Annotated in this window: 19 protein-coding genes and 1 pseudogene; 5 read left to right on the plus strand and 15 right to left on the minus strand. The window is 72.4% G+C overall.

Features of this window, described 5'->3' with window-relative positions:
* Window positions 1-117: 117 nt before the first annotated feature.
* A complete protein-coding gene (locus tag ACIPSA_RS18295) occupies window positions 118-2337 on the minus strand; it encodes an NADP-dependent isocitrate dehydrogenase (protein WP_402635648.1) in 2220 nt (739 codons plus the stop codon).
* Window positions 2338-2553: 216 nt separating this feature from the next.
* Here ACIPSA_RS18295 and ACIPSA_RS18300 point away from each other — a divergent pair, with 216 nt between their 5' ends.
* The gene (locus ACIPSA_RS18300) at window positions 2554-4089 is read left to right on the plus strand and encodes a M1 family metallopeptidase (protein WP_402635650.1); all 1536 of its coding nucleotides are present in this window, start codon (window positions 2554-2556) and stop codon (window positions 4087-4089) included.
* A 12-nt stretch (window positions 4090-4101) separates the two neighbouring features.
* On the opposite strand, the gene ACIPSA_RS18305 is transcribed toward ACIPSA_RS18300, so the two are convergent.
* The 4 genes from ACIPSA_RS18305 to ACIPSA_RS18320 form a co-directional block, all read right to left on the minus strand.
* Complete coding sequence (locus tag ACIPSA_RS18305; RefSeq protein ID WP_402635651.1) at window positions 4102-4494, minus strand: DUF4186 domain-containing protein; 393 nt, start codon at window positions 4492-4494, stop codon at window positions 4102-4104.
* A 427-nt stretch (window positions 4495-4921) separates the two neighbouring features.
* The gene (locus ACIPSA_RS18310) at window positions 4922-6013 is read right to left on the minus strand and encodes a mechanosensitive ion channel family protein (RefSeq protein ID WP_402635653.1); all 1092 of its coding nucleotides are present in this window, start codon (window positions 6011-6013) and stop codon (window positions 4922-4924) included.
* 198 nt (window positions 6014-6211) lie between these two features.
* Window positions 6212-7750 carry an amino acid permease gene (locus tag ACIPSA_RS18315; protein WP_402635655.1) on the minus strand — a complete coding sequence of 513 codons (1539 nt, stop codon included), beginning with the start codon at window positions 7748-7750 and terminating at the stop codon, window positions 6212-6214.
* Between the two features lie 21 nt (window positions 7751-7771).
* Window positions 7772-8764 (minus strand): hypothetical protein, encoded by a 993-nt coding sequence (locus tag ACIPSA_RS18320; protein ID WP_402635657.1) that lies wholly within the window; start codon window positions 8762-8764, stop codon window positions 7772-7774.
* A 256-nt stretch (window positions 8765-9020) separates the two neighbouring features.
* On the opposite strand from ACIPSA_RS18320, the gene ACIPSA_RS18325 reads away from it, so the two are divergent.
* From ACIPSA_RS18325 to ACIPSA_RS18335, 3 genes and pseudogenes are all read left to right on the plus strand, one after another.
* Window positions 9021-10460: an FGGY family carbohydrate kinase gene (locus tag ACIPSA_RS18325; protein WP_402635659.1), complete on the plus strand. Its 1440-nt coding sequence runs from the start codon at window positions 9021-9023 to the stop codon at window positions 10458-10460.
* Window positions 10457-11860, plus strand: coding sequence for an FAD-dependent oxidoreductase (locus ACIPSA_RS18330; RefSeq protein ID WP_402635661.1), 1404 nt, complete (start codon window positions 10457-10459; stop codon window positions 11858-11860). The genes ACIPSA_RS18325 and ACIPSA_RS18330 overlap by 4 nt, the downstream gene beginning before the upstream one ends.
* Window positions 11857-12774: pseudogene (locus tag ACIPSA_RS18335) on the plus strand (FAD-dependent oxidoreductase); the annotation flags it as partial. The gene ACIPSA_RS18330 and the pseudogene ACIPSA_RS18335, both read left to right, overlap by 4 nt.
* A gap of 88 nt (window positions 12775-12862) precedes the next feature.
* Here ACIPSA_RS18335 and ACIPSA_RS18340 read toward each other — a convergent pair.
* Together ACIPSA_RS18340 and ACIPSA_RS18345 are read right to left on the minus strand one after the other, a co-directional pair.
* Window positions 12863-13627 carry a crotonase/enoyl-CoA hydratase family protein gene (locus tag ACIPSA_RS18340; RefSeq protein ID WP_402635663.1) on the minus strand — a complete coding sequence of 255 codons (765 nt, stop codon included), beginning with the start codon at window positions 13625-13627 and terminating at the stop codon, window positions 12863-12865.
* Between the two features lie 82 nt (window positions 13628-13709).
* Window positions 13710-14633, minus strand: coding sequence for a YbhN family protein (locus tag ACIPSA_RS18345; protein WP_402636666.1), 924 nt, complete (start codon window positions 14631-14633; stop codon window positions 13710-13712).
* 177 nt (window positions 14634-14810) lie between these two features.
* Between ACIPSA_RS18345 and ACIPSA_RS18350 the strand changes: the two genes are divergently transcribed.
* Window positions 14811-16688, plus strand: coding sequence for an ABC transporter ATP-binding protein (locus tag ACIPSA_RS18350; protein WP_402636669.1), 1878 nt, complete (start codon window positions 14811-14813; stop codon window positions 16686-16688).
* A gap of 169 nt (window positions 16689-16857) precedes the next feature.
* Here the strand turns inward: ACIPSA_RS18350 and ACIPSA_RS18355 are convergent, their stop codons facing one another.
* The 8 genes from ACIPSA_RS18355 to ACIPSA_RS18390 form a co-directional block, all read right to left on the minus strand.
* Window positions 16858-17727 carry a hypothetical protein gene (locus ACIPSA_RS18355; protein WP_402635665.1) on the minus strand — a complete coding sequence of 290 codons (870 nt, stop codon included), beginning with the start codon at window positions 17725-17727 and terminating at the stop codon, window positions 16858-16860.
* Window positions 17728-17840: 113 nt separating this feature from the next.
* Entirely contained in the window at window positions 17841-18971 is a 1131-nt protein-coding gene (locus ACIPSA_RS18360) for a serine/threonine protein kinase (protein WP_402635667.1), read from the minus strand.
* Window positions 18965-20548 carry a hypothetical protein gene (locus ACIPSA_RS18365; RefSeq protein ID WP_402635670.1) on the minus strand — a complete coding sequence of 528 codons (1584 nt, stop codon included), beginning with the start codon at window positions 20546-20548 and terminating at the stop codon, window positions 18965-18967. The genes ACIPSA_RS18360 and ACIPSA_RS18365 overlap by 7 nt, the downstream gene beginning before the upstream one ends.
* Window positions 20548-21225: a vWA domain-containing protein gene (locus ACIPSA_RS18370; protein WP_402635672.1), complete on the minus strand. Its 678-nt coding sequence runs from the start codon at window positions 21223-21225 to the stop codon at window positions 20548-20550. The genes ACIPSA_RS18365 and ACIPSA_RS18370 overlap by 1 nt, the downstream gene beginning before the upstream one ends.
* 101 nt (window positions 21226-21326) lie before the next feature.
* Complete coding sequence (locus tag ACIPSA_RS18375) at window positions 21327-23057, minus strand: Hsp70 family protein (RefSeq protein WP_402635675.1); 1731 nt, start codon at window positions 23055-23057, stop codon at window positions 21327-21329.
* A gap of 6 nt (window positions 23058-23063) precedes the next feature.
* Window positions 23064-23708: a hypothetical protein gene (locus ACIPSA_RS18380; RefSeq protein ID WP_402635677.1), complete on the minus strand. Its 645-nt coding sequence runs from the start codon at window positions 23706-23708 to the stop codon at window positions 23064-23066.
* Window positions 23709-23773: 65 nt separating this feature from the next.
* On the minus strand, window positions 23774-24157 hold the full coding sequence (locus ACIPSA_RS18385) for a hypothetical protein (RefSeq protein ID WP_402635679.1): 384 nt from the start codon (window positions 24155-24157) through the stop codon (window positions 23774-23776).
* Window positions 24154-26655, minus strand: a complete 2502-nt coding sequence (locus ACIPSA_RS18390; protein WP_402635681.1) for a hypothetical protein — start codon at window positions 26653-26655, stop codon at window positions 24154-24156. Before ACIPSA_RS18390 ends, ACIPSA_RS18385 begins: the two co-directional genes overlap by 4 nt.
* Window positions 26656-26711: the final 56 nt, after the last annotated feature.

Below are 26711 nucleotides of genomic sequence, written 5' to 3' on the forward strand. Positions count from 1 at the left end.
AGCCACACGCCGAAAGGGCCCCGGTTCCCTTGGAACACGCCTCCGCCCCGGCCGGGGGTACCGACCGGGGCGGAGGTTCGCTCACCGCGACGGCTCACGCGCCGCGGGCATCTGGCGTCAGCTCAGGGACGCGAGCGTCTCGTTCCAGGTGGCCGACGGGCGCATGACCGCGTCCGCCTTGGCCTTCTCGGGCTGGTAGTAGCCGCCGATGTCGGCCGGCTTGCCCTGAACCGCGATCAGCTCGTCGACGATCTTCTGCTCGTTGGCCGCGAGGGTCTCGGCGAACGCCGCGAACGCCTTGGCGAGGTCCGCGTCGTCGGTCTGCTGCGCCAGCTCCTGCGCCCAGTACAGGGACAGGTAGAAGTGGCTGCCGCGGTTGTCGATGCCGCCGACGCGACGGGTCGGGGACTTGTCCTCGTTGAGGAAGGTCGCCGTGGCGCGGTCGAGGGTGTCGGCGAGGACCTGGGCGCGGGCGTTGCCGGTGGTCTTCGCGTACTGCTCGAAGGACGGCACCAGGGCGAAGAACTCACCCAGGGAGTCCCAGCGCAGGTAGTCCTCCTTGACCAGCTGCTGGACGTGCTTCGGCGCGGAACCGCCGGCACCCGTCTCGAACAGGCCGCCGCCCGCCATCAGCGGGACGACCGAGAGCATCTTGGCGCTGGTGCCCAGCTCCAGGATGGGGAAGAGGTCGGTCAGGTAGTCACGCAGGACGTTGCCGGTGACCGAGATGGTGTTCTCGCCGCGGCGGATGCGCTCCACGGACAGCTTGGTGGCCTCGACCGGGGACAGGACGCGGATGTCCAGGCCCTCGGTGTCGTGCTCCTGCAGGTACTCGTTGACCTTGGCGATCAGGTTGGCGTCGTGGGCGCGGGTCTCGTCCAGCCAGAACACGGCCGGGTCGCCGGTGGCGCGGGCGCGGGTGACCGCGAGCTTCACCCAGTCCTTGATCGGCGCGTCCTTGGTCTGGCAGGCGCGGAAGATGTCGCCGGCCGAGACCGTCTGCTCCAGAACCACGTCGCCGGCCTCGTCGACCAGACGGACCGTGCCGGTGACCGGGATCTCGAAGGTCTTGTCGTGGCTGCCGTACTCCTCGGCCTTCTGCGCCATGAGGCCGACGTTCGGGACGGAGCCCATGGTCGACGGGTCGTAGGCGCCGTGGGCGCGGCAGTCCTCGATCACGGCCTGGTAGACGCCGGAGTAGGACGAGTCGGGCAGCACCGCGAGGGTGTCGGCCTCCTGGCCGTCCGGGCCCCACATGTGGCCGGAGGTGCGGATCATGGCCGGCATCGAGGCGTCGACGATGACGTCCGACGGCACGTGCAGGTTGGTGATGCCCTTGTCGGAGTCGACCATCGCCAGGGCGGGGCCCTCGGCGAGCTCGGCCTCGAAGGAGGCCTTGATCTCGGCGCCCTCGGGCAGGGCCTCGATGCCCTTGAAGATGCCGCCCAGACCGTCGTTCGGGGTCAGACCGGCCGCGGCGAACGTCTCGCCGTACTGCGCGAACGTCTTCGGGAAGAAGGCGCGCACCACGTGACCGAAGACGATCGGGTCGGAGACCTTCATCATCGTGGCCTTCAGGTGCACGGAGAAGAGGACGCCCTCCTCCTTGGCACGGGCGACCTGCGCCGTGAGGAACTCACGCAGGGCGGCGACACGCATCACGGAGGCGTCGACGACCTCGCCCTCGAGGACGGGTACGGACTCGCGCAGGACGGTGGTGGAGCCGTCGTCGCCCTTGAGCTCGATGCGCAGCGAACCGGCCTGGGAGATGACCACGGACTTCTCGGTGGAGCGGAAGTCGTCGACGTCCATGGTCGCGACGTTGGTCTTCGACTCCGGCGTCCAGGCGCCCATGCGGTGCGGGTGGGTCTTGGCGTAGTTCTTGACCGAGGCGGGGGCGCGGCGGTCGGAGTTGCCCTCACGCAGGACCGGGTTCACGGCGGAACCCTTGATCTTGTCGTAGCGGGCGCGGATCTCGCGCTCCTCGTCCGTCTTGGGGTCGTCCGGGTAGTCCGGCAGGGCGTAGCCCTTGCCCTGGAGCTCGGCGACGGCGGCCCTGAGCTGCGGGATGGACGCCGAGACGTTCGGCAGCTTGACGATGTTGGCCTCGGGCGTCTTGGCCAGCTCGCCCAGCTCGGACAGGGCATCGGCGATGCGCTGGTCCTCGTTCAGGTACTCCGGGAAGACGGCGATGATGCGTCCCGCCAGCGAGATGTCGCGGGTCTCCACGGCGACACCGGCCTGCGAGGCGTACGCCTGGATCACCGGCAGGAACGAGTGCGTCGCGAGGGCCGGGGCCTCGTCTGTGTAGGTGTAGATGATGGTCGAGTCAGTCACCGGGTGCTCCGCTCCACGTCTGCAACATTGCTCGACATCAAGATATCTCGTGACCGTCCCCGGCTCGACAGGGGTCCGTGACTCGGAAAGTCGCCGGCCCGTGCAACCGGATCGGCGAGAAGTGTGGTCATGACAAGACGATCGCCCTCTTCACCGACGGCCGGACCGACCACCCGGCCGCCCGAGCGAAAGCGGACCATGAGATATCGCACCAGAGTGACGGCCCCGGCTGCCGTCCTGTTCGGTACGGCGACGGCACTGACCGTGGGCACCACGGCCCACGCCCGGCCCGGCACCGGCGACGACGACACGGGGACCCCGGGCCCGGAGACCCTGAACGACCCCGTCTTCCCGGCCCTCGGGAACGACGGCTACCGCGTCTCGTCCTACCACCTCGACCTCGCGTACGACGCCACGACCAGGCTGGTCTCCGGCACCGCGACCCTGCGGATCCGCGCCACGCAGTCCCTGACCCGCTTCTCCCTCGACGCGCTCGGCCTGGACATACGCTCCATACGCGTCGACGACCGTCCCGCCACCTTCGAGCAGGCGGACGAGAAGCTGCGCGTCACGCCCGACCGGGAGCTCCCGGAGGGGTGCCGGGCCACCGTCTGCGTCGAGTACTCCGCCGACCCGAGCCGCAGCCTCGCGCACACCGCCTGGGTGCCGACCCCGGACGGCTTCGCGGTCTGCCCGCAGCCGAACTCCGCGCACACCGTCTTCCCGTGCAACGACCACCCGTCGCACAAGGCCGACTTCGGCTTCCGCATCACCGTCCCGAACGGGCTGCGCGGTGTCGCAAACGGCCTCCTCACCTGCACCGAGGCCCTGGACGGCGACCGGACCGCCTACACGTACCGGTCCCGTTCCCCGATGGCCACCGAGCTCGTCCAGATCACCGTCGGCGACTACGTGGTCAAGGACCGGCAGGGCCCGCACGGACTGCCGCTGCGCGACGTCGTCCCCACGGCACGGGCCACCGCCCTGGAACCGGCGCTCTCCCTGACCCCCGGCCTGGTGGAGTGGCTGGAGGCGCGCCTGGGCGCCTTCCCGTTCGAGACGTACGGACTGCTGCCGTGCAACTCCGACGACCCGAAGGCCTTCGACTTCACGGGCCTGGAGACCCAGACCCTCACCCTGTACAAGCCGAACTTCCTGCTCCAGGAGGAGAAGAAGATCGGCTCGCACATGATGCACGAGCTGGTGCACTCCTACTTCGGCAACATGGTCAGCCCCGCCACCTGGGCCGACCTGTGGCTGAACGAGGGCCACGCCGACTTCTACGGTCTGCTGTACCGCTACGAGCGCGGCTGGGCCGACTCCCTGGGCCTGACCACGATGGAAGCCCGGATGCAGAACACCTACGCCCGCGGCGACCAGTGGCGCCACGACTCGGGTCCGGTCGCCGCCCCCAACGCGGTGAACCTCTTCGACAGCCAGCGCTACCTGGGCGGCGTGCTGGTCCTGTACGCGTTCCGCCAACTGGTCGGAGAGGAAGCCTTCCACGCCGTGGAGCGCGCCTTCCTGGACCGCTTCCGCAACGCCTCGGCGACGACGCAGGACTACATCGCCGTCGCCTCGGAGGTCACCGGCCAGGACCAGTCCGGCTTCCTGAGTGACTGGCTGTACGGCACGACGACCCCGCGCATGCCCGGCCACCCGGACTGGACGGTCAACCCGGTGGCCTCGTCCCTCGCGGCACCGCACAGCCTGCGCGGCGGCCACTACCACGACAACTCGGCCACGCTCTGACACCGAGGGCTGTCACAGGTGGCGGGCGGGGGCTTCTCCGGCCGCCACCTCGCGCTCGATCCAGCGGCAGATCACGTCCACCACGTACGCGCGCTCCGCGCGGGTGAGCTGCCGTCCCTTCGGGATCCGGTGCCAGCGCTGGAGACAGCTGCGGCAGCACGTGGCGGTGGCGTGCTGCGCGACGAAGACCGGGTGGCCCCGGTACGGCGTCTGCCGGCCGTCCTTGTACGGCTCGGCCGGCGCCAGCCGCTTGGCGATCAGGTCGTAGGTGTGCCGGCGCAGCGTGGCCGGCCCCGTCAGCTCGGCGGTGGCCAGGTCCCGTCCCCGCAGATGGAACTTCGCACGGAACGGGTGCCGCGCGATCGTGTCCAGCCGCTGGTCGAGGCGGGCCGTCGGCTCGGGCATCGCGGACTCCGGGGAAGACGTCGTGCTCCTTCGAGCATACGGTCGTCCGCGCCCGATCGGCCGGGCGTCGGGCTCTCCGGGCGTGAGGCCGTCCTCCCTCGGCCGGCCGAGCCTCCGATCGGCCGAGCGTCCGGTTGCGAGGCGTCGGCAGGCCGAGGGGCCGGGTGGCCGACGCCGGTTGTCGGGGGTCGGCGGGCCGGTCGTCCGACTCACCGAGACCGGTTGTCCGGCGCCGGCCGGTAGAGCGCCTGGTGGTCCGATGCCGGTTGTCCGGTGCCCGCCGAGTCGGGCGTCGGGCTGTCCGAGAGGCCGCGCGGGTGGCGTCGGCCGGCCGGGGGTCCACCCTGCCGAGGGGCCGGGTGGCCGACGCCGGTTGCTCGGGGGGCCGTCGGGGTGAGTGTCGGCCCGGCCGGACACCTCCGGTCGACTAGTCGACGACGACGGGACCCGACGGAAGATCGTCCGTGCTGCGCTGCTGCGGGATCACCACCGTCCCCTGCTGCAGTGCCACCGTCCGCGTGGGGGCCGGGATGCGGATGCCCTCCTCGCGGTAGCGGCGGTGCAGGCGCTTGATGAACTCGTGCTTGACCCGGTACTGGTCGCTGAACTCGCCGACGCCGAGGATCACCGTGAAGCCGATCCGGGAGTCGCCGAAGGTGTGGAAGCGGATCGCGGGCTCGTGGTCCGGGAGGGCGCCGGTGATCTCGGTCATGGTCTCGGCGATGACCTCGGTCGTCACGCGCTCGACGTGGTCCAGATCGCTGTCGTAGCTCACGCCCACCTGCACCAGGACGGTCAGCTGCTGCTCGGGACGCGTGTAGTTGGTCATGTTCGTCTTCGCGAGCTGGCCGTTGGGGATGACCACCAGGTTGTTGGACAGCTGACGGACCGTCGTCTGGCGCCAGTTGATGTCCACCACATACCCCTCCTCGCCGCTGGTGAGCCGGATGTAGTCGCCCGGCTGGACGGTCTTGGAGGCGAGGATGTGGATGCCCGCGAAGAGGTTGGCGAGGGTGTCCTGGAGGGCCAGGGCGACCGCCAGACCGCCCACGCCCAGGGCGGTGAGCAGGGGCGCTATGGAGATGCCCAGCGTCTGCAGCACCACGAGGAAACCGATGGCCAGGACCAGTATCCGGGTGATGTTCACGAAGATCGTGGCCGAGCCGGCGACGCCGGAGCGGGACTGGGTGACCGTCTGCACCAGACCGGCGATCACCCGCGCCGCCGACACGGTCACGGCGAAGATGAGCAGCACCTGGAGGCTCTGGTTGGTGTGGTGCTGGACCGTCCGGGTCAGCGGCAGCACCGCGGCGGCCGCGGACGCGCCGCCCGCGATCGCCGCCCAGGGCACCACGGTCCGCAGGGCGTCCACCATGACGTCGTCGCCGCTCCAGCGCGTGCGCTTGGCGTGCTTGGCCAGCCAGCGCAGCAGCGTGCGCGACATGAACGCCCCCAACAGGCCCGCCGCTAGGGCGATTCCCGCGAGGATCAGGTCATCCAGGGTCAGCGCGCGGTTCACTGGTCACCTCCGGGTCGGGAAGCTGCGGCGGACCGGGCCGCCGACGGCCGGATGTGAAGTCTCGTCACGTTGTCACCTGCTCGTTTCCGGGATGTGCGATCGCACCGGTCCGTACGGCGTCGACGGCCGGCACGACCGCTCATCCTGCCGTATCCGGTACAGGAGTTCGTACCCGGACCGGCCCCGCGAGCGGACTCCTCAGACGATCCCCTCGGCCAGTTCGGCCTGTTCACGGTCGGTTCCGTAAGCGGCGGTGGTGGGAGTTCCGTACGAACGGCGGGCGACGTACCACCACACACTGGCGAGGACGAGTACGACGGCCAGCGCGACGGACGCGTAGTTCATCGAGTCGACCGTCACCGGCGACGACTGAGGCAGGCAGAACAGCACCGTGACGACCGCCACCCAGACGACCGCGATCCAGCCGATCGGTCTGCTCCACCGGCCCAGGGTCCACGGGCCGGGCCGGAACCGGTCGCCCGCGCGCAGCCGCAGGTAGACGGGGATGGCGTACGCGGGGGTGATGCCGATGACGTTGATGGCGGTGACCGCGCCGTACGCCGTCGCCGAGTACAGGGACGGCAGGGCGAGAACGCAGGCGACCGTCACCGACAGCCAGACGGCCGCGACCGGTGTCTGCGTACGGCCGCTGACCCGGCGCCAGAGAGCCGAGCCGGGCAGCGCCTTGTCCCGGCTGAACGCGAACACCATGCGACTGGCCGCGGCCACCTCGGCGTTCCCGCAGAACAGCTGGGCGACGATCACGACCAGCAGCAGCGCGCACGCCCCGTCGGTGCCCAGCCCGTCGAGCAGGATCTGCGCGGGCGGCACCCCCGTCGCGCTGCCCCGGGTGGCGCCGTAGTCCTGGATCGCGAAGGTGAGGCCCGCGAGCAGCGCGAAGCCGGCGATCCACGAGACCCAGATGGACCGAACGATGCCGCGCGCCGCCGACACCGAGGCGTTGGAGGTCTCCTCCGACAGGTGCGCCGAGGCGTCGTAGCCGGAGAAGGTGTACTGCGCGAGCAGCAGACCGATCGCCGCCACGTACACCGGGTTCGACCAGCCGGTCTCGTTCACGAACCGGGTGAAGACGAAGGACGCCGACTGGTGGTGGTCGGGGACGATCGCCAGCGCGCCGACGATCAGCGCCACTCCGCCCAGGTGCCACCACACGCTGACCGAGTTGAGCAGGCTGACCAGACGGACACCGAACAGGTTGAGCACGGCGTGCAGCATCAGGATCGCGACGAAGATCAGCATCGTCTTCCCCGGTGTCGGCTCGAAGCCCCACCGGAGGTTGGCGAACGCCCCGGTGAACAGGGCGGCGCCGTAGTCGATGCCCGCGATCGCGCCGAGCAGACCGAGCAGGTTCAGCCACCCGGTGTACCAGCCCCAGCGGCGGCCGCCGAGCCGGTCGGCCATGTAGTAGAGGGCGCCGGACGTCGGGTAGGCGCTGGTGACCTCGGCCAGCGCGAGCCCGACGCACAGCACGAACAGACCGACGCCCGCCCAGCCCCACAGCATGACCGCGGGTCCGCCCGCGCCCATGCCGAAGCCGTACAGGGTCATGCAGCCCGACAGGACCGAGATCACCGAGAAGCTGATCGCGAAGTTGCCGAACCCGCCCATACGGCGGGCCAGCACGGGCCGGTAGCCCAGTTCGCGCAGGCGCTGTTCCTCGTCGTGCGGGGGACCGGACGGTGCGGATGGCGCGGATGGTTCAGAGGTGCGGGACATGCGGAGACCTCCGAGGGGGAGTCAGGTGCTGGTACCGGGACCGTCCACGCCCGCGTGACTGCGGGCGCGGGCCTGGAGGAACACCTCCGGGGCCCGGTTCGGATCGGGTGTGCGGTACGACCATGGAGCGGGCGTGCAGTACGGGCCGAGTGCGTCGAACACCCGGGCCGCGTCGGGGAACCGGAGGGCGCCCCACAGGGCGTGGGCGAGGTGGTTGAGGTCGAGCGGGGAGTGCTCGGCGGCGGGGGAGTGGTCGAACCAGGCGTGCAGCGCGTGCCGCGCCTCCCGGGTGGCGTCCTCCGACACCCAGTACAGGTCCAGGGCGACGTCGCGGCCGGCGCCGCGGCGGTAGCGCTCGGCCCGTACGTACAGCGGCAGGGCGTGCAGCGCGGAGCCCAGCGGGGCCGCCCCGGCCGCCCGGTGCGCGTAGACGGCGGCCTCCGTCAGCCGTCCCGACGCCGACCGGGTGTACAGGAACTGCAGCATCCGGTGGTGGGCCTCGCGATTGTGCGGGTCCCGTTTGCCGGCCTCGGCGAGCAGACCCCACGGGCCGGGCGGCAGCGCGGGCTCGGGCGCCGCCGCCCGGTGTTCGGCCCAGCTCTGCTCCCGGTCGATCTGGGCGAGGGCGATCAGGCACACCCAGGGCACCGGGTCGAACGGTGCGGTCCGGGTGGCGGTGTCGCTCGCGTCCCAGGCCTCCACCCACAGCTCGTGGGTACGGCGGTGGCCGTCCCGGTGCGCCCGCAGTGCCCGTTCCACGGCCACGCGCGCGTACATCACCGTGGCCGGGACGCTGGACGGTTCCTCCGCGAGCCAGGCCCGCACCACGTCCGTACCGGCCGCCGCGGCCGCCAGGACCTGGGTGCGCCGCGTCCACTGCCACCAGGCCGTCGTGTCCGCCAGCAGGGCACGCATCGCCATCCAACGGCCGGTGCGCAGATCCTGCAGGACCGTGCGCAGGGCGTCGTCGTGACCGGCGGGGTCGAAGACGGGATGTGCTCGCGCTCTGGCCATCAGCCGCCGGTTCCGCGGTACGGGCGGGACACGGCGGCGGGGTGGAGTAACAACAGCCCTCCTCAGGGCGGTGGTCGCGGACACGGTGTTCGGTCGGCCGTCACTATAGGGGCGTGGCCATGCCATCACGCACCGTTTCCAACAGAAGCGAACTTCCTTTAATTCGAAATAAGTTGACTGTCAGTCAGCTCTGCTTGACGGGGTGCGCCGGCGGGCGGCAGGCTGTCGCGCACTGATCGCCCAGGAGAGGTGCCCGATGACAAGCGCGGTGCTCGCCGTCGACCAGGGCACGTCCGGCACCAAGGCCCTGGTGATCTGTCCCGAACGGGGCGTCATCGGCACCGGGTTCGCCGCCGTACGGCCCCGGTACCTGCCCGGCGGCCTGGTCGAGACCGACCCGGCCGAGCTGTACGAGTCGGTGCTCGCCGCCGGGCGCCGGGCGCTGGCCGAGGCGGGCGAACCGGTGGTGGCGCTGGGGCTGGCCAACCAGGGTGAGACCGTCCTCGCCTGGGACCCGGACACGGGCCGCCCACTGACCGACGCGCTCGTCTGGCAGGACCGGCGCGCCGAGAGCGTCTGCGCCGAACTGGCCGAACACGCCGAGGAGTTGCGGCACCTCACCGGACTCCCGCTCGACCCCTACTTCGCCGCGCCCAAGATGGCCTGGATCCGCCGCCACCTCACCCGCGAGGGCGTCGTCACCACGACCGACGCCTGGCTGGTGCACCGGCTCACCGGCGCTTACGTCACCGACGCGGCCACCGCGGGCCGCACCCAGCTCCTCGACCTGGACCGGGCCGAGTGGTCGCCCCGCGCCCTCGGCCTCTACGGACTCGGCGACGAACGCCTCCCGAAGGTCGTGGACAACGCCGAACCGGTGGGCACGACAAGGGAGTTCGGCCCCGAGATTCCGCTCACCGGGCTCGTCGTCGACCAGCAGGCCGCCCTGCTCGCCCAGCGCGTCACCGCCCCCGGCGGCGCCAAGTGCACCTACGGCACCGGCGCGTTCCTGCTCGCGCACACCGGCGACACCCCCCGACGCGGCACCTCCGGCCTGGTCAGCTGTGTCGCCTGGCGGCTCGCCGGACGCACCAGCCACTGCCTGGACGGCCAGGTGTACACCGCCGCCTCCGCCGTGCGCTGGCTCAGCGACCTCGGCGTCATCACCGGCGCCGCCGACCTGGACCGCGTCGGCGCCGCCGTGCCCGACAGCGGCGGCGTCACCTTCGTACCGGCACTGGCCGGGCTCGCCGCCCCCTGGTGGCGGGGCGACCTGCGCGGCTCGCTCACCGGCCTCGGCCTCGACACCACCGCGGGGCACCTGGTGCGCGCCCTGTGCGAGGGGCTCGCCGCCCAGGTGGCCGAGCTGGCTGAGGCCGCCGCGACGGACCTCGGCACCCCCCTCGACGTCCTGCGCGTCGACGGCGGCCTGACCCGCTCGGCCCTGCTCATGCAGACCCAGGCCGACCTGCTGCAACGCCCCGTCGAGGTGTCCCCCCTGCCCGACGCCACCGCCCTCGGGGTGGGCGTCCTGGCCCGCCTCGGCGCCGATCCGGTCCTCACCGTCCACGACGCGCTGCCGGACCGGAAGCCCGCCGCCGTGTACGAACCGCGCCTGAGCGCCGCCGAGGCCGCCGAGCGCCTCGGCACCTTCCGCGCCGCCGTCGCCGCCCTGCTCGACGGGACGCCCGCATGACGGTCACCGCCGACGGACCGCTGCCTCGGGCGCCGTACGACGTGACGGTCGTCGGCGCCGGAGTCGTCGGCTGTGCGATCGCCCGCGAACTCGCCCGGCACCCGGGCCTGAGGGTCGCGCTCGTCGAGGCCCAGGACGACGTCGGCCAGGGCACCTCGAAGGCCAACACCGCCATCCTGCACACCGGGTTCGACGCCCGCCCCGGCACCCTCGAAGCACGCCTGGTCCGCGAGGGCTCCCGGCTCCTCGCCGCCTACGCCGCCGAGTCCGGCATCCCCGTCGAGCCGGTCGGCGCCCTGCTGGTCGCCTGGGACGAGGAACAACTGGCCGCGCTGCCCCGCCTCGCCGAGAAGGCCGTACGCAACGACCACCACGCCACCCGGCCGCTGGACCCCGAAGAGCTGTACGCGCTGGAGCCCCGGCTCGGACCGGGCGCGCTCGGCGCCCTGCACGTGCCCGGCGAGAGCATCATCTGCCCCTGGACGACGACCCTCGCGTACGCCACCCAGGCGGTCCGCCACGGAGTGGACCTGCACCTCGACTGCCGTGTGGACCAGGTGAACCGGCGCGACGAGGTGCACGAGCTGACGACCTCGCGGGGCACCCTGCGCACCCGCCACCTGGTCAACGCGGCCGGACTGCACGCCGACACGCTCGACCGCGAGCTCGGCCACCACACCTTCACCGTCACCCCGCGCCGGGGCCAGCTCATCGTCTTCGACACGTTCGCCCGTGACCTGGTCCGGCACATCCTGCTGCCGGTCCCCACGGCCCTGGGCAAGGGTGTCCTGGTCGCCCCCACCGTGTACGGCAACGTGCTGCTCGGCCCCACGGCCGAGGACCTGGACGACAGACGGGCGACGCAGTCGACCGCCGAAGGCCTGGCACTGCTCCGCGAGAAGGGCTGCCGCATCCTGCCCGCCCTCCTCGACGAGGAGGTCACCGCGGTCTACGCCGGACTGCGGGCCGCCACCGAACACGACGACTACCGCATCTCCGTCCACCCCGAGCACGCGTACGTCACCGTCGGCGGCATCCGCTCCACCGGCCTGACGGCGTCCCTCGCCATCGCCGCCCACGTCACCGGGCTGCTGGCCGGCTCCGGACTCGACCTCGGCCCCGCCCGGGAACTGGAGCCGGTGCGCATGCCGAACCTGGGCGAGGCGTTCCCACGCCCGTACCAGCGGCCCGAGCTGATCGCCGCCGACCCGGAGTACGGCACCCTCGTCTGCCACTGCGAACGCGTCACCCGCGGCGAGATCCGCGACGCGCTCGCCAGTACGATCCCGCCGCGCAGCCTCGACGGACTGCGCCGCCGCACCCGGGCCCGGACGGGCCGATGCCAGGGCTTCTCCTGCGGGGCGGCGGTCCGGGCGCTGTTCGAGGAGGCGCGCGCGTGACGGCCGTACGCCAGGTGGACGTCCTGATCGTCGGAGCCGGCCCCGCCGGTCTCGCGGCCGCCGCCCTCCTCGCCACCGCCGGGGCGGGCCGCGTGGAGGTGCTGGACCGGGAACAGTTGGCGGGCGGAGTACCGCGCCACTGTGCGCACGGCGGTTTCGGCACCTGGACGCGTCCGCTGACCGGACCGGCGTACGCCCGTGTGCTGACCGACGCCGCGGCACGCGCGGGAGCGGTGGTCCGCACCGGGGTCACCGCCCTGGACTGGGCGGGCCCGCTGTCATTGACGACGGTCGGCCCCGAGGGCCGGGAGACCGTCGCCGCGCGGGCGGTCGTCCTGGCGACCGGCGCCCGCGAACGTCCGCGTCCGGCACGCCTGGTGCCCGGCACCCGCCCGGCCGGGGTGTACACGACGGGGGAGCTGCAGCAGGCGGTGCACCTGTACGGGCAGCGGATCGGCACCCGCGCGGTGGTGGTCGGCGCGGAGGACGTCTCGTACGCGGCGGCCGCGACCGTACGCGCCGCCGGAGCCGGCGTCGTGGCCATGCTGACGGACCTGCCCCGCGCCCGGACCGCCCCGGCCCGCGCCATGGCCGCCCGGCTCCACTCCCGCATCCCGCTGCTCACCGCCACGACAGTCACCGAACTCCTCGGTCACGGCCGTCTGTCGGGGGTCCGCATCCGCCACCGCGACGGCCGCACGGCCACCCTCGCCTGCGACACCGTGGTCTTCACCGGCGACTTCGTGCCCGAGAACGAACTGGCCCGCCGCGCCGCCCTCACCCTCGGCACCGGCCCGCACACCTCACGCCCGGGGGTCTTCGCCGCCGGTGGGGTGCAGCGCTCGGGCGAGAGCGCGCGTGAGGCGACCCGCGACGGGGTGCGGGCGGGACGCGCCGTCCTGGACCGGCTCGCGGCCGAGGGGTGCCCGTGACCGACCCGGCGCGGCCCGGCTGGTTGTCCCGTTCCTCGCGGTGCCCGAGTCCGGCGGCGAGCCGGTCCGCTCACAGCTCCGTGAACGTCCCGTGCCGCCCCGCACCCCCGGCGAACCGGGCCGCGCCCTCCAGCCCCTCCGCCAACACGCCCTTCCCGTAGCGCAGTTCGCCGCGCATCGCCGCCGTCTCGTCCAGCCCGTCCTGGTCCAGGACCGACGCCCGGTCGCCGCGCAGGCAGGCCTGCGGGAACCGGGCGACGGACGCTGCCAGCTCCTCCGCCTCCTCGCGGGCCCGGCCCGGGGGGACCAGCCGGTTGGCCAGCCCGATCTCGTACGCCTCGCGGGCCGGTACCGGGCGGCCGGTGAGGATCATGTCCATCGCCCGGCTGGTGCCGATCAGCCGGGGGAGTCGTACCGTGCCGCCGTCGATGAGGGGGACACCCCAGCGGCGGCAGAACACGCCGAACACGGCGTCCTCCTCCGCGACCCTGAGGTCGCACCACAGGGCGAGCTCCAGGCCGCCGGCCACGGCATGGCCGGCGATTGCCGCGATCACCGGCTTGGACAGGCGCATCCGGGTCGGGCCCATGGGGCCGTCGCCGTCCTCGGCCACCCGGTTGCCCTGGTCCGTGCCCGCCGCCTTCAGGTCCGCTCCGGCGCAGAACGTGCCGCCCTCACCCCACAGCACCGCCACCCGGGCGTTGTCGTCGGCCTCGAACGCCCGGAAGGCGGAGGCCAGTTCGGCCGCTGTCGGGCCGTCCACCGCGTTGCGGACCTCGGGACGGGAGAGGACGACCGTGGTGACGTGCCCCTGGTGCTCCAGCCGGACCGGCATGGGCGAATCTCCTTCCTGCGCGTCGGCGTCCGGCGCGTGGGCGTCCCGCGCGCCGGCTCGGAAGGACACTGTGCCATCCGGGTCAGATGACCTTCATCCGCACCAGCGCACCCAGCGTCAGGGCGCCCGGCACCAGCGGCACCCAGACCGTGATGATCCGGTACGCGAGGACCACCGCCGTGGCCACCGCCACCGGGCCGCCCGCCGCCACCAGCGCCACGACCAGTGCCGCCTCGACGGAGCCGAGCCCGCCCGGCGTCGGCACCAGAGCCACGGCGACCGTCGCCGCGAGATAGGCGACGGCCATGTGCGCGGGCGGCACAGGCAGCCCCAGGGCGAGACCCACCAGGACCAGCCCGGCCGCCTGGAGCGCCGGGAAGGCCAGCGAGCCGCCCCACAGGGCGAGCGCCCGTGCCGGCCGGGTGTGCACCAGGCGTGCCTCGCCGAGCGCGGTGCGCAGGAACGAGAACACGGCCGTGCGCAGCCGCCGTACGAGCAGCAGCACACCCGCCGCCACGACCGCGACCGCGCCTGCGCCGAGCAGCAGCGGGCCGACCGCGCCGCCGGGCAGGAGGGGACCGAACTCCAGCGCGTCCGGGAAGATGACGAGCAGCACGGCCAGCATCCCCACCCGGCTGACGGCCTCCGCGAGCAGATACAGCGCGAGCGCGGCCGAGGACCGGGCAAGCGGTACCCCGCACACCGTCATGAACCGCAGGTTGACCGCACCGGCACCCAGCCCGGTGGGCAGCAGGTGATTCGCGGCGCCCGCCGCGAGCTGGGTGGCGAGCAGCCGGCGCCGGGGCAGTCGCTCCATGACCGCGCCCTGCCGGGTGAAAGCGGCGGCGACCCAGGTGAGGCAGGTGGCGGTGGCCGCGGCCACCAGCCACGGCCACTCGGCCCGCCGAAGATGGCCGAAGCCCTCGGTGAGCACGCTCCAGTGCTGCGCCGCGACCACGGCGACGAGCAGAACGGGCAGCAGACACAGGATCCGGCGCACCGGCATGCGCCGGGCGAACCGTCCCGGTCCGGGGTCGGGGAGGTGTACCGCTGTCACGTTCGGAGAGGTTTTCCGCGCCGCGCCAACGGCAGGTTGCGGAATCCGGGACGGAGGCTTACGGGTCGGAAGCGGTCGCGCATTGACCTCAACGAAGGTTGAGGTCGTACGTTCTCTTCCATGAGCATGGAGACCACAGCCTGGACGCAGCTGCACAGCGTGATGACCGCGCAGCAGGAGCGCCGCCCCTTCGACCGCGCGACGCTGCGCCGTATCGCCGCGTTCGCCCGCCCGCACCGCCGCCGTATCGTCTGGTTCGTGCTGCTCGGGGTGGTGACCGCGCTGCTGGCCGTCGCGACCCCCGTGCTCGCGGGCCGCGTCGTGGACGCGATCGTGACGCACGGCGACCGGGGCAGGGTCGTACGTCTCGCCCTGATCATCGCCGTGATCGCCCTCGCCGAGGCGGCGCTCGGCATCCTCGGCCGACGGCTCTCGGCGACGCTCGGGGAGGGACTCATCCTCGACCTCCGGACAGCTGTGTTCGATCATGTGCAGCGCATGCCGGTCGCGTTCTTCACACGTACCCGTACGGGAGCGCTGGTCAGTCGTCTCAACAACGACGTGATCGGCGCGCAGCGGGCGTTCAGCAACACGCTCTCGGGCGTCGTCAGCAACGTGGTCACGCTGCTGCTCACCCTGGCCGTCATGCTCACCCTGTCCTGGCAGATCACCCTGCTCGCCCTCGTGCTGCTCCCGGTCTTCGTCGTCCCGGCCCGGCGGATGGGCAGCCGGATGGCCCGCATGCAGCGGGAGGCCGCGACCCTCAACGCGGCGATGGGCACCCGCATGACCGAGCGCTTCTCGGCGCCCGGCGCCACTCTGGTCAAGCTGTTCGGCCGCCCGGAGGAGGAGTCGGTGGAGTTCGCGGCCCGGGCCGCCCGCGTCCGGGACATCGGCATCCGCACCGCGACCGCCCAGACGGTGTTCATGACCGCGCTGACCCTGGTGTCCTCCCTCGCCCTCGCCCTGGTGTACGGCCTGGGCGGCTGGTTCGCGCTGAGCGGGACCCTGGAGCCGGGCGCCGTCGTGGCGCTGGCACTGCTCCTGACCCGGCTGTACGCCCCGCTCACCTCGCTCGCCGGGGCCCGCGTCGAGGTGATGAGCGCGCTGGTCAGCTTCGAACGCGTCTTTGAGGTGCTCGACCTGAAGCCGCTGATCGAGGAGAAGCCGGACGCGGGCGAGGTGCCCGAGGGGCCGGTGACCGTGGAGTTCGAGGACGTCCGCTTCGGCTACCCGTCCGCCGACAAGGTCTCCCTGGCCTCCCTGGAGGAGGTCGCCACCCTGGACAGCCGCGGCGGCGCGGAGGTCCTGCACGGCGTCTCCTTCCGTGCCGAACCCGGGCAGACGGTCGCCCTCGTCGGCTCGTCGGGTGCCGGGAAGTCGACGATCGCCGCCCTGCTCCCGCGCCTGTACGACGTCGACGGGGGCGCCGTCCGGCTCGGCGGCGCCGACGTCCGCGACGTGAGCGCAGCCTCCTTGCGCGCCACCCTCGGCATGGTCACCCAGGACGGCCACCTCTTCCACGACACCGTCCGGGCCAACCTCCTCCTCGCCCGCCCCACGGCGACCGACGACGAACTGTGGGACGCCCTGGGCCGCGCCCGCCTCGACGACGTCGTACGGTCCCTGCCCGACGGCCTGGACACGGTGCTCGGCGAACGCGGCTACCGTCTCTCCGGAGGCGAGCGCCAGCGCATGACCATCGCCCGCCTGCTGCTGGCCCGCCAGCGCGTCGTCATCCTGGACGAGGCCACCGCGCACCTGGACAACACCTCGGAGGCGGCCGTCCAGGAGGCCCTGGCCGAGGCGCTGGAGGGCCGGACCGCCGTCGTCATCGCCCACCGGCTGTCCACGGTCCGCGCGGCGGACCTGATCCTGGTCGTCGAGGGCGGCCGGATCGTCGAGCGGGGCACACACGAGGAACTCCTCACCGCCGACGGGCGGTACGCGGAACTGCACCGCACCCAGTTCGAGCAGCAGACCGCGGAGGCGCCGGTGACGTGACTCCGGGCGGGATCGTCACCTGACGGTCGACAGTCGATCCTCGGCGGTCGACAACCGACCGTCGACAACCGACCGTCGACAGTCGATGGTCGGCAGCCGTTGGTCGTCCGTTGACGGTCGACGGTCGTCAGTCGACTGCCGACGGTCGTCAGTCGACTGCCGACGGTCGTCAGTCGACGGTCGCCTCGGTGACGCTCTCGCACACGATGCGCTGGCCCGTACGTGCCAGGGGTGTCGACCACAGCCGGCCGTGTGCCGCCCCGGCAAGCCACGCCCGGCCGTCGCAGTCGGCCGCCGCGATGACATCCGTGGCCGTTCCGCGTGAGCCGGCCGGAACCTCGACCACGTGCCACTGCGCACGGTCCGCGGCGGCATCGCGGGCGTCGGCGGCGAGAATCCGCCCCTCGCCCGCGGCGACGAAGACCACGGGGATCCCGCGGACGTTGGCGACCACCGCACGGCGTACCGTCGGCAGCGGACATCGCGGCCGTGCCCAGGGCTCGTGCACGTCGTACAGCAGGTCCCAGCGGGCCAGCAGGAGCGCGCCGCGCTCGGTGGTCGCCACCAGCCAGGCGGTCTTGGGGCTCTCCAGGGCGATGTCCAAGGTGCCCAAGCGCTCACCGCGCAGCGCCAGTTCGGGCCTCGGCTCGGCGGGCCCGGCCGGGATACCGGGCCGTTCGTTCAGCCGGTGCACCGTGTGGCGGTCGGGGCTCCACAGCACGTCGAGGGCACCGTCCGTGAGCAGCGCGACGAGCGGAGCACCCGCCGAGGCCGGCACGGCCACGGGGTGGTGGTGCACGGGACCCGGCCGGGTGAGCCCAGGCTGGTCCAGGCTGCCGCGGGTGAGGCGTACGACCCTGAGGCCGTCCGACGCGGACCAGGCCAGCGCGCCCTCCGCTCCGGTGACGCCGAGGACGACACCGCACGCATCGTCTCCCGAGGACGTGTCCAGGCGGTGCCACGCTTCGGCCGACGACAGGTCGTGCTCCCGGCCGGTGGAGTAGTACACGCCCGTGTCGGACGCCACCGCCGACGTCACGTGGCCGTCCGGCCAGACCGCGACGCTGAGGGACGCGGCGACGCCGAGCCGTGCGGTGGACGGTGGTGTGGATGAGAGGGAGGCTGCCCAAGGGCGGCGGGAGCCTGTGCCGCTCAGCAGCCCTCCGCTTTTTTTCGGGCCTGGTCGAGGAGCTTCCCCTTCAGTTTCGGCGCGGACGTGACCGGTTTCTCGGACTTGGGCGGTCCCAGGCCCGTGCCTCTGAGGGTGGGAGTGGACGTCGTGTCCGTGGAGCTTCCGGTGCGGATTCCCTTCCCTCTCAGCCCGGGGCCGCCACCCGGCGCCCGGGAGGTGCCGACTCCGGAGCCGACGGGCGATCCGACGGGCAGACCCTTGGCACGTCGCCGGGCTTCCTTGAGCTTCTCGATGACGGTGGTGACGGTCGGGCGGCCGGCCGGGTCGACGGCCGTCATGGCACCGATCAGTTCACGGACCGGCTCGCGGTCCGCCGTCACGGCCGCCAGCGTCATCTCGTCGCCCCGCAGCAGATTGTCGGCCAGGTATCCGCCGCGGTCCGCGGAGGGCAACTGGCCCGTCAGGTACTGGGCGAACACCAGCGCGAGCGCGAAGACGTCGGAGGCCTGTCCGATGGCGGATGCCGGTCCGGCGCCGTTCATGAACGACATCAGCTCCGGCGAGTAGTACGTCGGGTCCCCCACCAACTCGTCCGGCTCCGGGGGAGCTCCGGCCTGGAAGCAGTTGTCGAAGTCGATGAGCTTGGTGGCGAAGACGTGACCGGTGCTGTGACGGACCAGCACGTTGTCCGGCTTCAGGTCGCCGTGCACCAGCGCGTTGCGGTGCAGGAGGTGCACGCTGCTGCCGACCGCCAGCATCAGGCTGATCTGGTCCCCGACGGGCAACCGGGCGATCTCGTCCAGCGGCAGCCGGCTGCTGTCCACGCGATCGGTCACCTTGAAGTAGCGGGCTTCATGCCGGAAGAAGTCCCGCGTGACGACCAGGTTCCCGCCGGTCCCGCTCAGCGGGTTGAGCAGGCGCTGCACCGTGCGGTGGTGCGCCTCGAACCGTTCGCACTGCGTCCGCTTGCGGGCCTTCGTCGCCGGACTGCCCGGGCCCCCGTCGACCGGATAGGTCGGTTTGAGGAAGCGCTTGATGAAGTACGACGTGCCGTTCTTCTGCGCGAAGGTCCACTCGCTCTGGCCGCCGCCTGCGTTGGAGAAGGGCCGTTCGAGGACGTAGCCCGCGATCGACATGGCGGCGGTCACCATCCTTCACCCCCCTCGGGACGGCGGTCCCCGGAATGCTCGGGTGCCGCGGGGGCCGAGGTGTTGCCGTACGGCATGCGCGAGTCGTTTCCGGCGACCAGCACCTGGTCCGCCAGTGCGGTCATCTCGTCGCCGCCGTTCCGCTCGCGCTGCGGGCCGCCCGGCCCGCCCGGGCCGCCCGGCCCGCCCGGGCCGCCCGGCCCGCCCGGCCCGCCCGGCCCGCCCGGCCCGCCCGGCCCGCCCGGCCCGGGCGGTGAGGCGGGGCCGAAGCTGGTGGGCTCCCCGCCACCGGGTCCGGCGGTGGACGGGTTGTTCCAGGCGCCCTGAGCCTCCGCGCTGTCGGGCGGAGGCTGGGCCGCGGCGCGGGATCCCGGCGGGACTTCGCCCTCGGCGCCGGGCCGGGCCGCCATGACGGGCGGGGCGGCGGGCGGCGCGCCCGGTGGCGCGCCCGGGGGCTTGCCGGGGGTCGGCTCCGTCGTGTGGAGCAGTTGCTCGTAACCCGGTTTGTACTCCTGCCACAAGCGGTTCACGGCCGTCTCGTACTCGGCCTTGGCCTCGTCGGCGGCACGCCGGGCGCGGTCGTACACGTTGGCGGCGCTGGTGACCCCCGCGGCCATGCCGGTGATGTGTCGCTGCCGGTCGGCGAACTGCTGCGCCATGGCCCGGAACGACGGCCAGCCCAGACAGGCCATGCCCATCGTGGAGTCGTCACCGGTCACCGGACCGAGGCGGTCCGTCAGCTCCAGGCCCCAGGCCGCCCAGTCGCCGTCCTGCTCGGCGACGCGGCGCATGGACGACAGCAGAAGGTCCTCGAAGTGCGCGGGGGTGCGCAGGAATCCGAAGCAGCCGTCGGTCGCGGCGATCACCACGGCGGGCCATGGCATGGGCGCCACGACATGGCTGTTGATGGTGAACCTGCCGTCCGCCGACACCAGGTTCGACATCGGGGAGTCCTCCTTGAGGTTGCGCATGGCGTCTCCCCCCGACTTCAGATCGTCGACCGTGAGCTGGTGCAGGCCGTCGTGGGGCAGAAGCAGGTAGACCCGTGAGTCCCCGGCCCAGAGGACCTCCAGGGACGGCCCGATGTCGAGGAACTGCACCAGTCCGAGCGCCAGGGTGGTCGGCAGCGGGCGGATCAGACCGCCGCGGATACGGCTTCCCGTGGTGCCGGCCTCCTCCGACCACTTCCGGAACTCGTGCTTCAGGTTCGTGGCGAGCAACTCGCCCAGGCCCGGGCCGCCCTTCCACGCATCGGGCGGCGACCCGATGTCCTGGCTGAGAACCCGTTCGAGAAATCCCCGCGAGACGCGCTCGGCCAGCCGGGAGGCCACGAAGGCCGATGTGCGAGGTCCCCCGCGGGTCTCGATCACGGTGGCGCCCGCGCCGCCGAGGCCGTCGAAGGCCCCGACGACGAGCGCTTCCGGTACGACGACCTGCGCGAGGGGCGGGGCGTCCTCTCCCTGACCCTCGCGCTTCTCGATCGACACCTTCACGAAGGCGGCGGGCAGCGACGCGGCGGGAACGGACGGGACCTGGCCGTGCTCGGCGCCGGCCGAGGGCCCCTGCTTGGCGTGTCGCATCAGATGCTGTTCGCAATGCTCTCGAGGATGGTGCCGTAGTCGATGTCGGACAGTCCCATGCCGGCGTTCGACGCGTAGTGCAGCACCGACTCCCAGTGGTTGGAGATGTCCGTCCAGGCGTAGGCGTCGGGGGCGAAGAGCACCAGCCGCTTGGAGTTGGCGTCCATCACCTCCTGTCCCTCCCACAGGTCCGTGAGGGCGTCGAAGTCCGACGGAATGCCGGCCGGGTAGTTGGACGGCTTGCGGCCGGCGTTCTTCTCCACCGGGTGGCTGCTGGCGTCGGTCCACATCACGATGACGTGCCGGCGCTTGGTGCCCGCTGTGGTCCACGGGGAGCGCATCGCCTCCACCAGTCCCTCCAGGCTGTTCTCGGGCTCGTCACCGCCGCCGGTGGCCACGATCGCGTCGACGAAGCGCGCGTACTTCTCCTGTTCCTCGGGAAGGGCGAAGAAGTCCGAGGCGACGAGGGGCTCCTCGTCGCCGGCGTAGAAGTCGCGGAAGACGACCACCCGGACCCGCAGTTCGTCGACGTGCTTGTCCTTCTCCGCCATGACCTTGGTGAGTTCGTCGTGGAAGCGCAGCGCGCCGGCCTTGACGCGGTCGATCGTGCCGCCCATGCTGCCTGTCGCGTCGATCACCAGAACCAGGTCGACGGCGTACGTGAATCCCTGTGACATGAGTTCCCCTCGGTTTCTTTCCCGTGTGACTTTTCTCTTGGCTTTCCTCTGAGAGCCCGCCTACGGCGGCGTACTCGCGTCCGGCAGGCGCGTGTGCCGCTTCACAGCAGGTAGGCGTGCCGGCGCAGGGCACGCTCCAGGGCGAGGCGGTGGTCCTCTTCCTCCGGTGAGCCGCCGGAGCGCTCCAGCGTGCCGACCAGTTCCCCGATCGCGTCGCGTTCGGCGTCGTCGAGGAAGGGCAGCACCTTGTCGCGGGCCTTGCGGATCGCCTCCGCCGAGGCGGGAGCGAGCAAGGGGCCGGCGGGCGCGGGGTCCGCGGACGCCGGACCGGCGGGCGCGACGGAGCTCATGACCTCGTCGACCTGTCGGCGCAGTTCCGGGAGCCGGCTGCGTTCCTGCCCCGTGCCGTAGGTGAGTTCGTCCCGCATGAAGACGTCGCCGGACTGCTGGTCCGTGACTTCGACGTGCAGAATGCCGTCGATGTCGTACTCGTAGGTCACGGAGAAGGCGGATTCCTCCCTGCGCCGCTTGGCGGGCAGGGGGACCGTCCAGTTCTTCAGGACCACGTTGTCCTCGTGCCGGATCGGGTGGCCGGGATCACCCTCCACCACGACGATGTCGATGGCTTCCTGGTAGTCCTTGCCCGGTACGTAGTAGTCGGTGGCACGGGCCGGGTACTTGGTGTTGCGTGCGATCAGCGTGGAGAAGTCGCCTTCGGGGGCGGAGTGGTCGTTGTGGACGACGACTCCGAGGGCGTGCTCGGTGCCCACGAAGAAGTCCAGGTCGGTGATGCTGCCCGACAGGATGCCGGCCGCGACGGCGGCCCCTTCGGCGACCGCGGTGATGGGGTCCACGCCCTCGCTCGGTTCGGCGTGCACCAGGTCGGTCACGAAACGCCTGATGACGGGCATCTTCGAGCTGCCGCCCACCATGACCAGGTGGTCGACCGCCCCCGGGCTGTCCCTGAGGCAGACTTCCACCGGACCGCGGGTGCGCTCGACGATGGGCTTGATCGACTCTTCCAGTTCCTGCCGGGTGACCCGGACGAAGCCGCCGCCGGGCAGCGCGACCTGGGTCTCCTCCTGCCGGCTGAGCTCGACCTTGGCGCGTTCGAGGTTGAGCCGGAACAGGTTGCGCCGGGCCGGTGTCCAGTCCGCGGCTCCGCTGATCCTGGGGAGCACGGCGGCGGCGAAGAGCTGGTCGACGTCGATGCCGCCGAGTCGTTGGATGCCTTTGGACGCCTGCTCGATGAAGGCCCCGTCGACCGACTCCAGGACCGTGACGTCCAGGGTGCCGCCGCCCCAGTCGAACACCAGGATCCGCTGGTCCTGGCCGATGGTCCGGGCATGGGCCATGGCGGCGGCCGTCGGCTCGTTGATCAGGGCCGCGACCTCGATGCCGGCCAGGCCGGCGGCGAGTTTGGTGCGGTAGCGGGCCAGGCCGCGGCTGTTGGCGGGGATGGTGACGACCGCGCGGTCCAGGGCGGCCGTGAGACCGCCTGCCGCCGCCCGCTGCTGGATGTGGCGGAAGAACATCGCCCCGGCCGTCTCGATGGGCAGTGTCCGGGCGCCGACCGTGACGGAGTCCGTTGCGGCGAGCAGCCGTTTCACCGCCTCCAGTCGTTCGTCGTGCCGGTTCTTGGCGGCCCAGCCGAACACCGGGGACTCGTCCTCGAACGCCATGACCGAGGGCAGGACCAGGTCGAGTCCGGTGTTCGCCCATTCCGCCGGAATGCGGTCGTCCAGCGCGACGGCCTCCACGGCCGTGGCGGATGCGCGTGCCAGCACACTGTTCGTCGTGCCGAAGTCGATGCCGAAGGCGTCGTCGACCATGCCGTGTCATCTGCCTTCCTGGCTCGGGCGGGCTTCCGGGACGGCCGTCGCGCCGATACCGGCCGTACGGCGATCCTGAGCCGTGCCGGGCGGCGGCTGGGGGCCCGTCGAACCGGGTCCGGCGGAGCCCGCGGGCTCTTCGGGCCGGTCGGGCTCCTCCGACGTCGTGAGTGCTGCCGGCCCGGCGGCCGCGGACGTGGACAAGGGCTCGGCGCGACGGGCGCGGCCCTGACGGACGAGGCGGCCGGTGAGCCCGTCCACGTAGGCGGGCTCCAGCACCTCCAGCGGGCCGCCGTGGTCCTCCACGAGTTCGAACAGGAGGTCGGCCTCGGGATGTTCACCGTCGCGGACGCGTTCGAGCGCCGCCTGGGTGATCCATCCCTGTGCGAGCGTACGGATGACCTCCTGGCCGGCGCCCTGGGCCAGGGCCGCGTCGAGTTGTGCCAGCTGTGCCAGATGGGCCCAGCGCGCGGTGGCCGAGGCGACGACCTGCTTGCGCAGGCCGTCGTAGGCGTCCGCGGAGGTCGCCGCGGCCGGTTCCCGGACCAGGGCGATGACCTCCAGCTTGTCCAGGCGTCGGTCGACGTCACGGACGAGATCGATCATCTCGGTGAGCCGGTCGCCGATCGTGTGCAGAGTCTTCTTGAACAACGCTCCCCCTAGTCGCGTTGTGGCCTCAAGGGGCCTTGAGGGATGTCGCCGCGAGGCCGTGACCGTCACGGAACGAGCGGGCCGGTGCGGGACGCATGCAGCGAGACCAGGTGTTTCACCCAGTCCACGGCGGCCTGTTCACGCAGTTCTCCGAGGGCTCGTCGCCGGTCGCCGGGCCGCGCGGCCAGGGGCTCCGGACCGGGCTCGAACACCCCTGGCCCGCCGCCCTCGAACGCTTCCGGGAGCGCCGGGACACGGAAGACGTCCATGCGGTCGGCCGGATCACCGCCGGCCTCGTCGATCCGGTTCAACGCCCAGGTGAGATCGGTGGGATCGCCCTGGGCGAGGCCCCGGCGGAGCGCTCGTGTGCGCCGGACGAAGGCGATGTTGGCCTCTTCCCGCCCCGCGCCGAAGAGGACGCCGAGGACGAGGTAGGGATTGCGTCTCATGCGGCGGGTCCTTCCACGGCGGAGCGCAGGCGGGTGGTCTCGGCGGACCACGTCAGGACCGCTTTGGTGAGCAACTGGGCGATCTGACGGGCGGATTCGTGCTGGGGCAGGTCCGTCAGGAGGCGGATGAAGGCCCGCAGGCGGGCGGTGCATTCGTCGACGTCGTTCAGAAGTCCGGTCAGGAGGCGGGTGAACGAGGCCGTGCCACGGCCCGTCGGCGCGGGCTGGGCGTCCATCAGCCGGGCCCACCTGTCGGCCCGGTCGTCGACGGTGCGCTGCGTGCTCTCCAGCACCCGGATGGCGCTGACACACAGGCACCGCGAGAGCTCCTCGCGGACCGCCTCGTCCATGGACTCCGGCACGTCGAGTGCTCCGGAGAGCAGGTCCGTGCAGGGGGCCAGGAGAAGTCTCTTTTCGACCGCGGGATCGATGTCCTGGCCCGCGCCGGCGAGGTACACGGTCAGGTGCGCGGCCGCCTGGGCTCCGAGGACGAGACGGGGGACGGGGTCCAGTGACCCGCTCTCCAGCAGGACCTCGATCGCGGGCGTGAGGTGGACCGCCGTGCCGAACTCGCAGTGCACGCCTTCGTTGAGCAGGTTCACGACTCCGCGCAGTTCGTCGCTCACCCAGGAGTAGGCGTCGTCCTCCTGCGCCAGCCTGACCAGGACGCCCGCCACGTCCGACAGGCCCACCTCGTGCTCCGGGGCCATCAGACGGGCGCGCGTGCGGTAGTAGTTCAGCAGAGCACCCTGTTCCGGGCCGGACGCGGCGACACCTGCCTTGCCGTCGGCCAGCCACATGGGGTCGTAGGCCGTGGTGAGGGTGAGGAGCAGCCGGTAGAGCTCGGTGTCCAGGACCCGGTCGCCCAGTGCCGAACGGACCAGGTCCGTCAGTTCGGGCGGACAGCCGTCGAGTTCCTTGTCGGCCTGCCAGCAGCCGATCGCGGCCCGTACGGCGTTCTCGCGCGCCGCGGTCGGGCCGCCCCCGGTGGCGGTGGCGGTGCCTTGGGCGATCCGCGTCAGGTAGGGCAGAGCCGCGATCGGTCTCCGCTCCGCCGCGACCAGCGACGCGTTGACGAGCAGTGCCGTGCGGTCGGTCAGGTCGAGCGCCTCGTCCAGCCGGGTCAGCGCGCCCTCCGTGTCGCCGTGCTCGGCCCGCGCGCAGGCGGCCAGGTTCAGTGCCTCCGCCCGCACTGCGGCGGTGCCGGCGCGGGCGGCCAGCGCGTCGCCCTCCGCCGCGGCCTGTATCCACTGGCCGTCGAGGACCAGCCCGGCCACCCGCCATATGTCCAGCCACTCCACGAAGCGCGGGTGGTGTCGAGCGGCGTCGCCGGCGCGGAGCGAGCCTGCCCGGGCCTCGGCCGTGAGCAGCCGCCAGCACGACGGGTCGGCCGCGACGGCCTCCGGGACGGTCTGGGCCTCGCCCGGACGGGCCGCGATCGCCGCGCGCAGTGCGTCGAACCCTTCCGCGAGCGGCTCCGCCTCCGGCCCGAGCCCGTCGAGGCGCTCGGGCCGCCCCGTCCGCCGCCAGGCGTCCAGCGCCCGATAGCGTCGTACGGCGGGATCCGTGTCGGGTAGGGCGTCCAGCGCCGCCCGATCCTGTGCGAGAAAGGCGCGCCGTGCCCGCTCGGCGGTGAAACCGGTGGCGGCCAAGTCGGCTTCGGAGGCCTCGCCCGGGGTGAGCCGGCACCGCAGGTACGGCATGCGGTCCGGCTGCAACGGAGGGTGTTCCGTGGGTAAGGAGGGCAGGACGGCGCTCGGGCCCAGGGCACCGCGGTCGATGAGGTCGTCGAGGAGGGCCGGGTCGAGGTCGCGCAGGCGGTCGAGGCCGTCCGGGAGCGCGCCGCGTGGGCCCGCCGCCCCGGCCGCGAGACACGCGAGATATCCGAACAGGGTCCGGACCGTGGGCGGATCCGTCGGCTTCGAGGCGGGCGGCGCATCCTCGGCATCCTCCCCGGTTCCGGCGATGCACCGCGCCGCGGTCCCGAGCCGGCCGTCGGACCGGGCCGCCGCGACCACGTCCGCGTACGGCACGACGATCTGTGCGGCCCGTGCGGCTTCGCGTCGGTCGAGGGCGACGAGCAGGGCGTCCGCCTCCACCATGTGTCCGGCGAGCGGGCGGAGTTGGGCGGTCGCGCGCGCGGTGAGGGAGGTGTCCGCGGTGACGTCCGTCAGCCGTGCCAGCATCAGGTCTACGCGGGCGGCGTAGCCGGCGCGGGGCAGCCGTTCCAGGTGGTGCAGCATGACCGAGGTGTCTCCGACGACGCACGCCGTGTACGCCTGGTACCAGATGAGCTCGGTAGGGGCCAGGCCGAGTCTTCGGGTGAGGATCAGCCGGCTCAGTGCCATGGCGTCGAGGGCGGCGGCGCGGCGTGAGCCGAGTGAGGCCATGGACCGCCGGCCGGCCTCCTCCTCGACGACGGCGCTGGGCCACCGTGCCCGCACCCGGCCGGTGTCGCGTGCCTTCATGGCCGCCCACAGCCGGCCCGCGGCGCTCATGACCCGTGGACCGTCGAAGGAGACCTGCCTGAGCCGGTCGAACTCGTCACCGGACA

It is taken from the genome of Streptomyces sp. NPDC086549 (assembly GCF_044746205.1).
Taxonomy (GTDB): domain Bacteria; phylum Actinomycetota; class Actinomycetes; order Streptomycetales; family Streptomycetaceae; genus Streptomyces.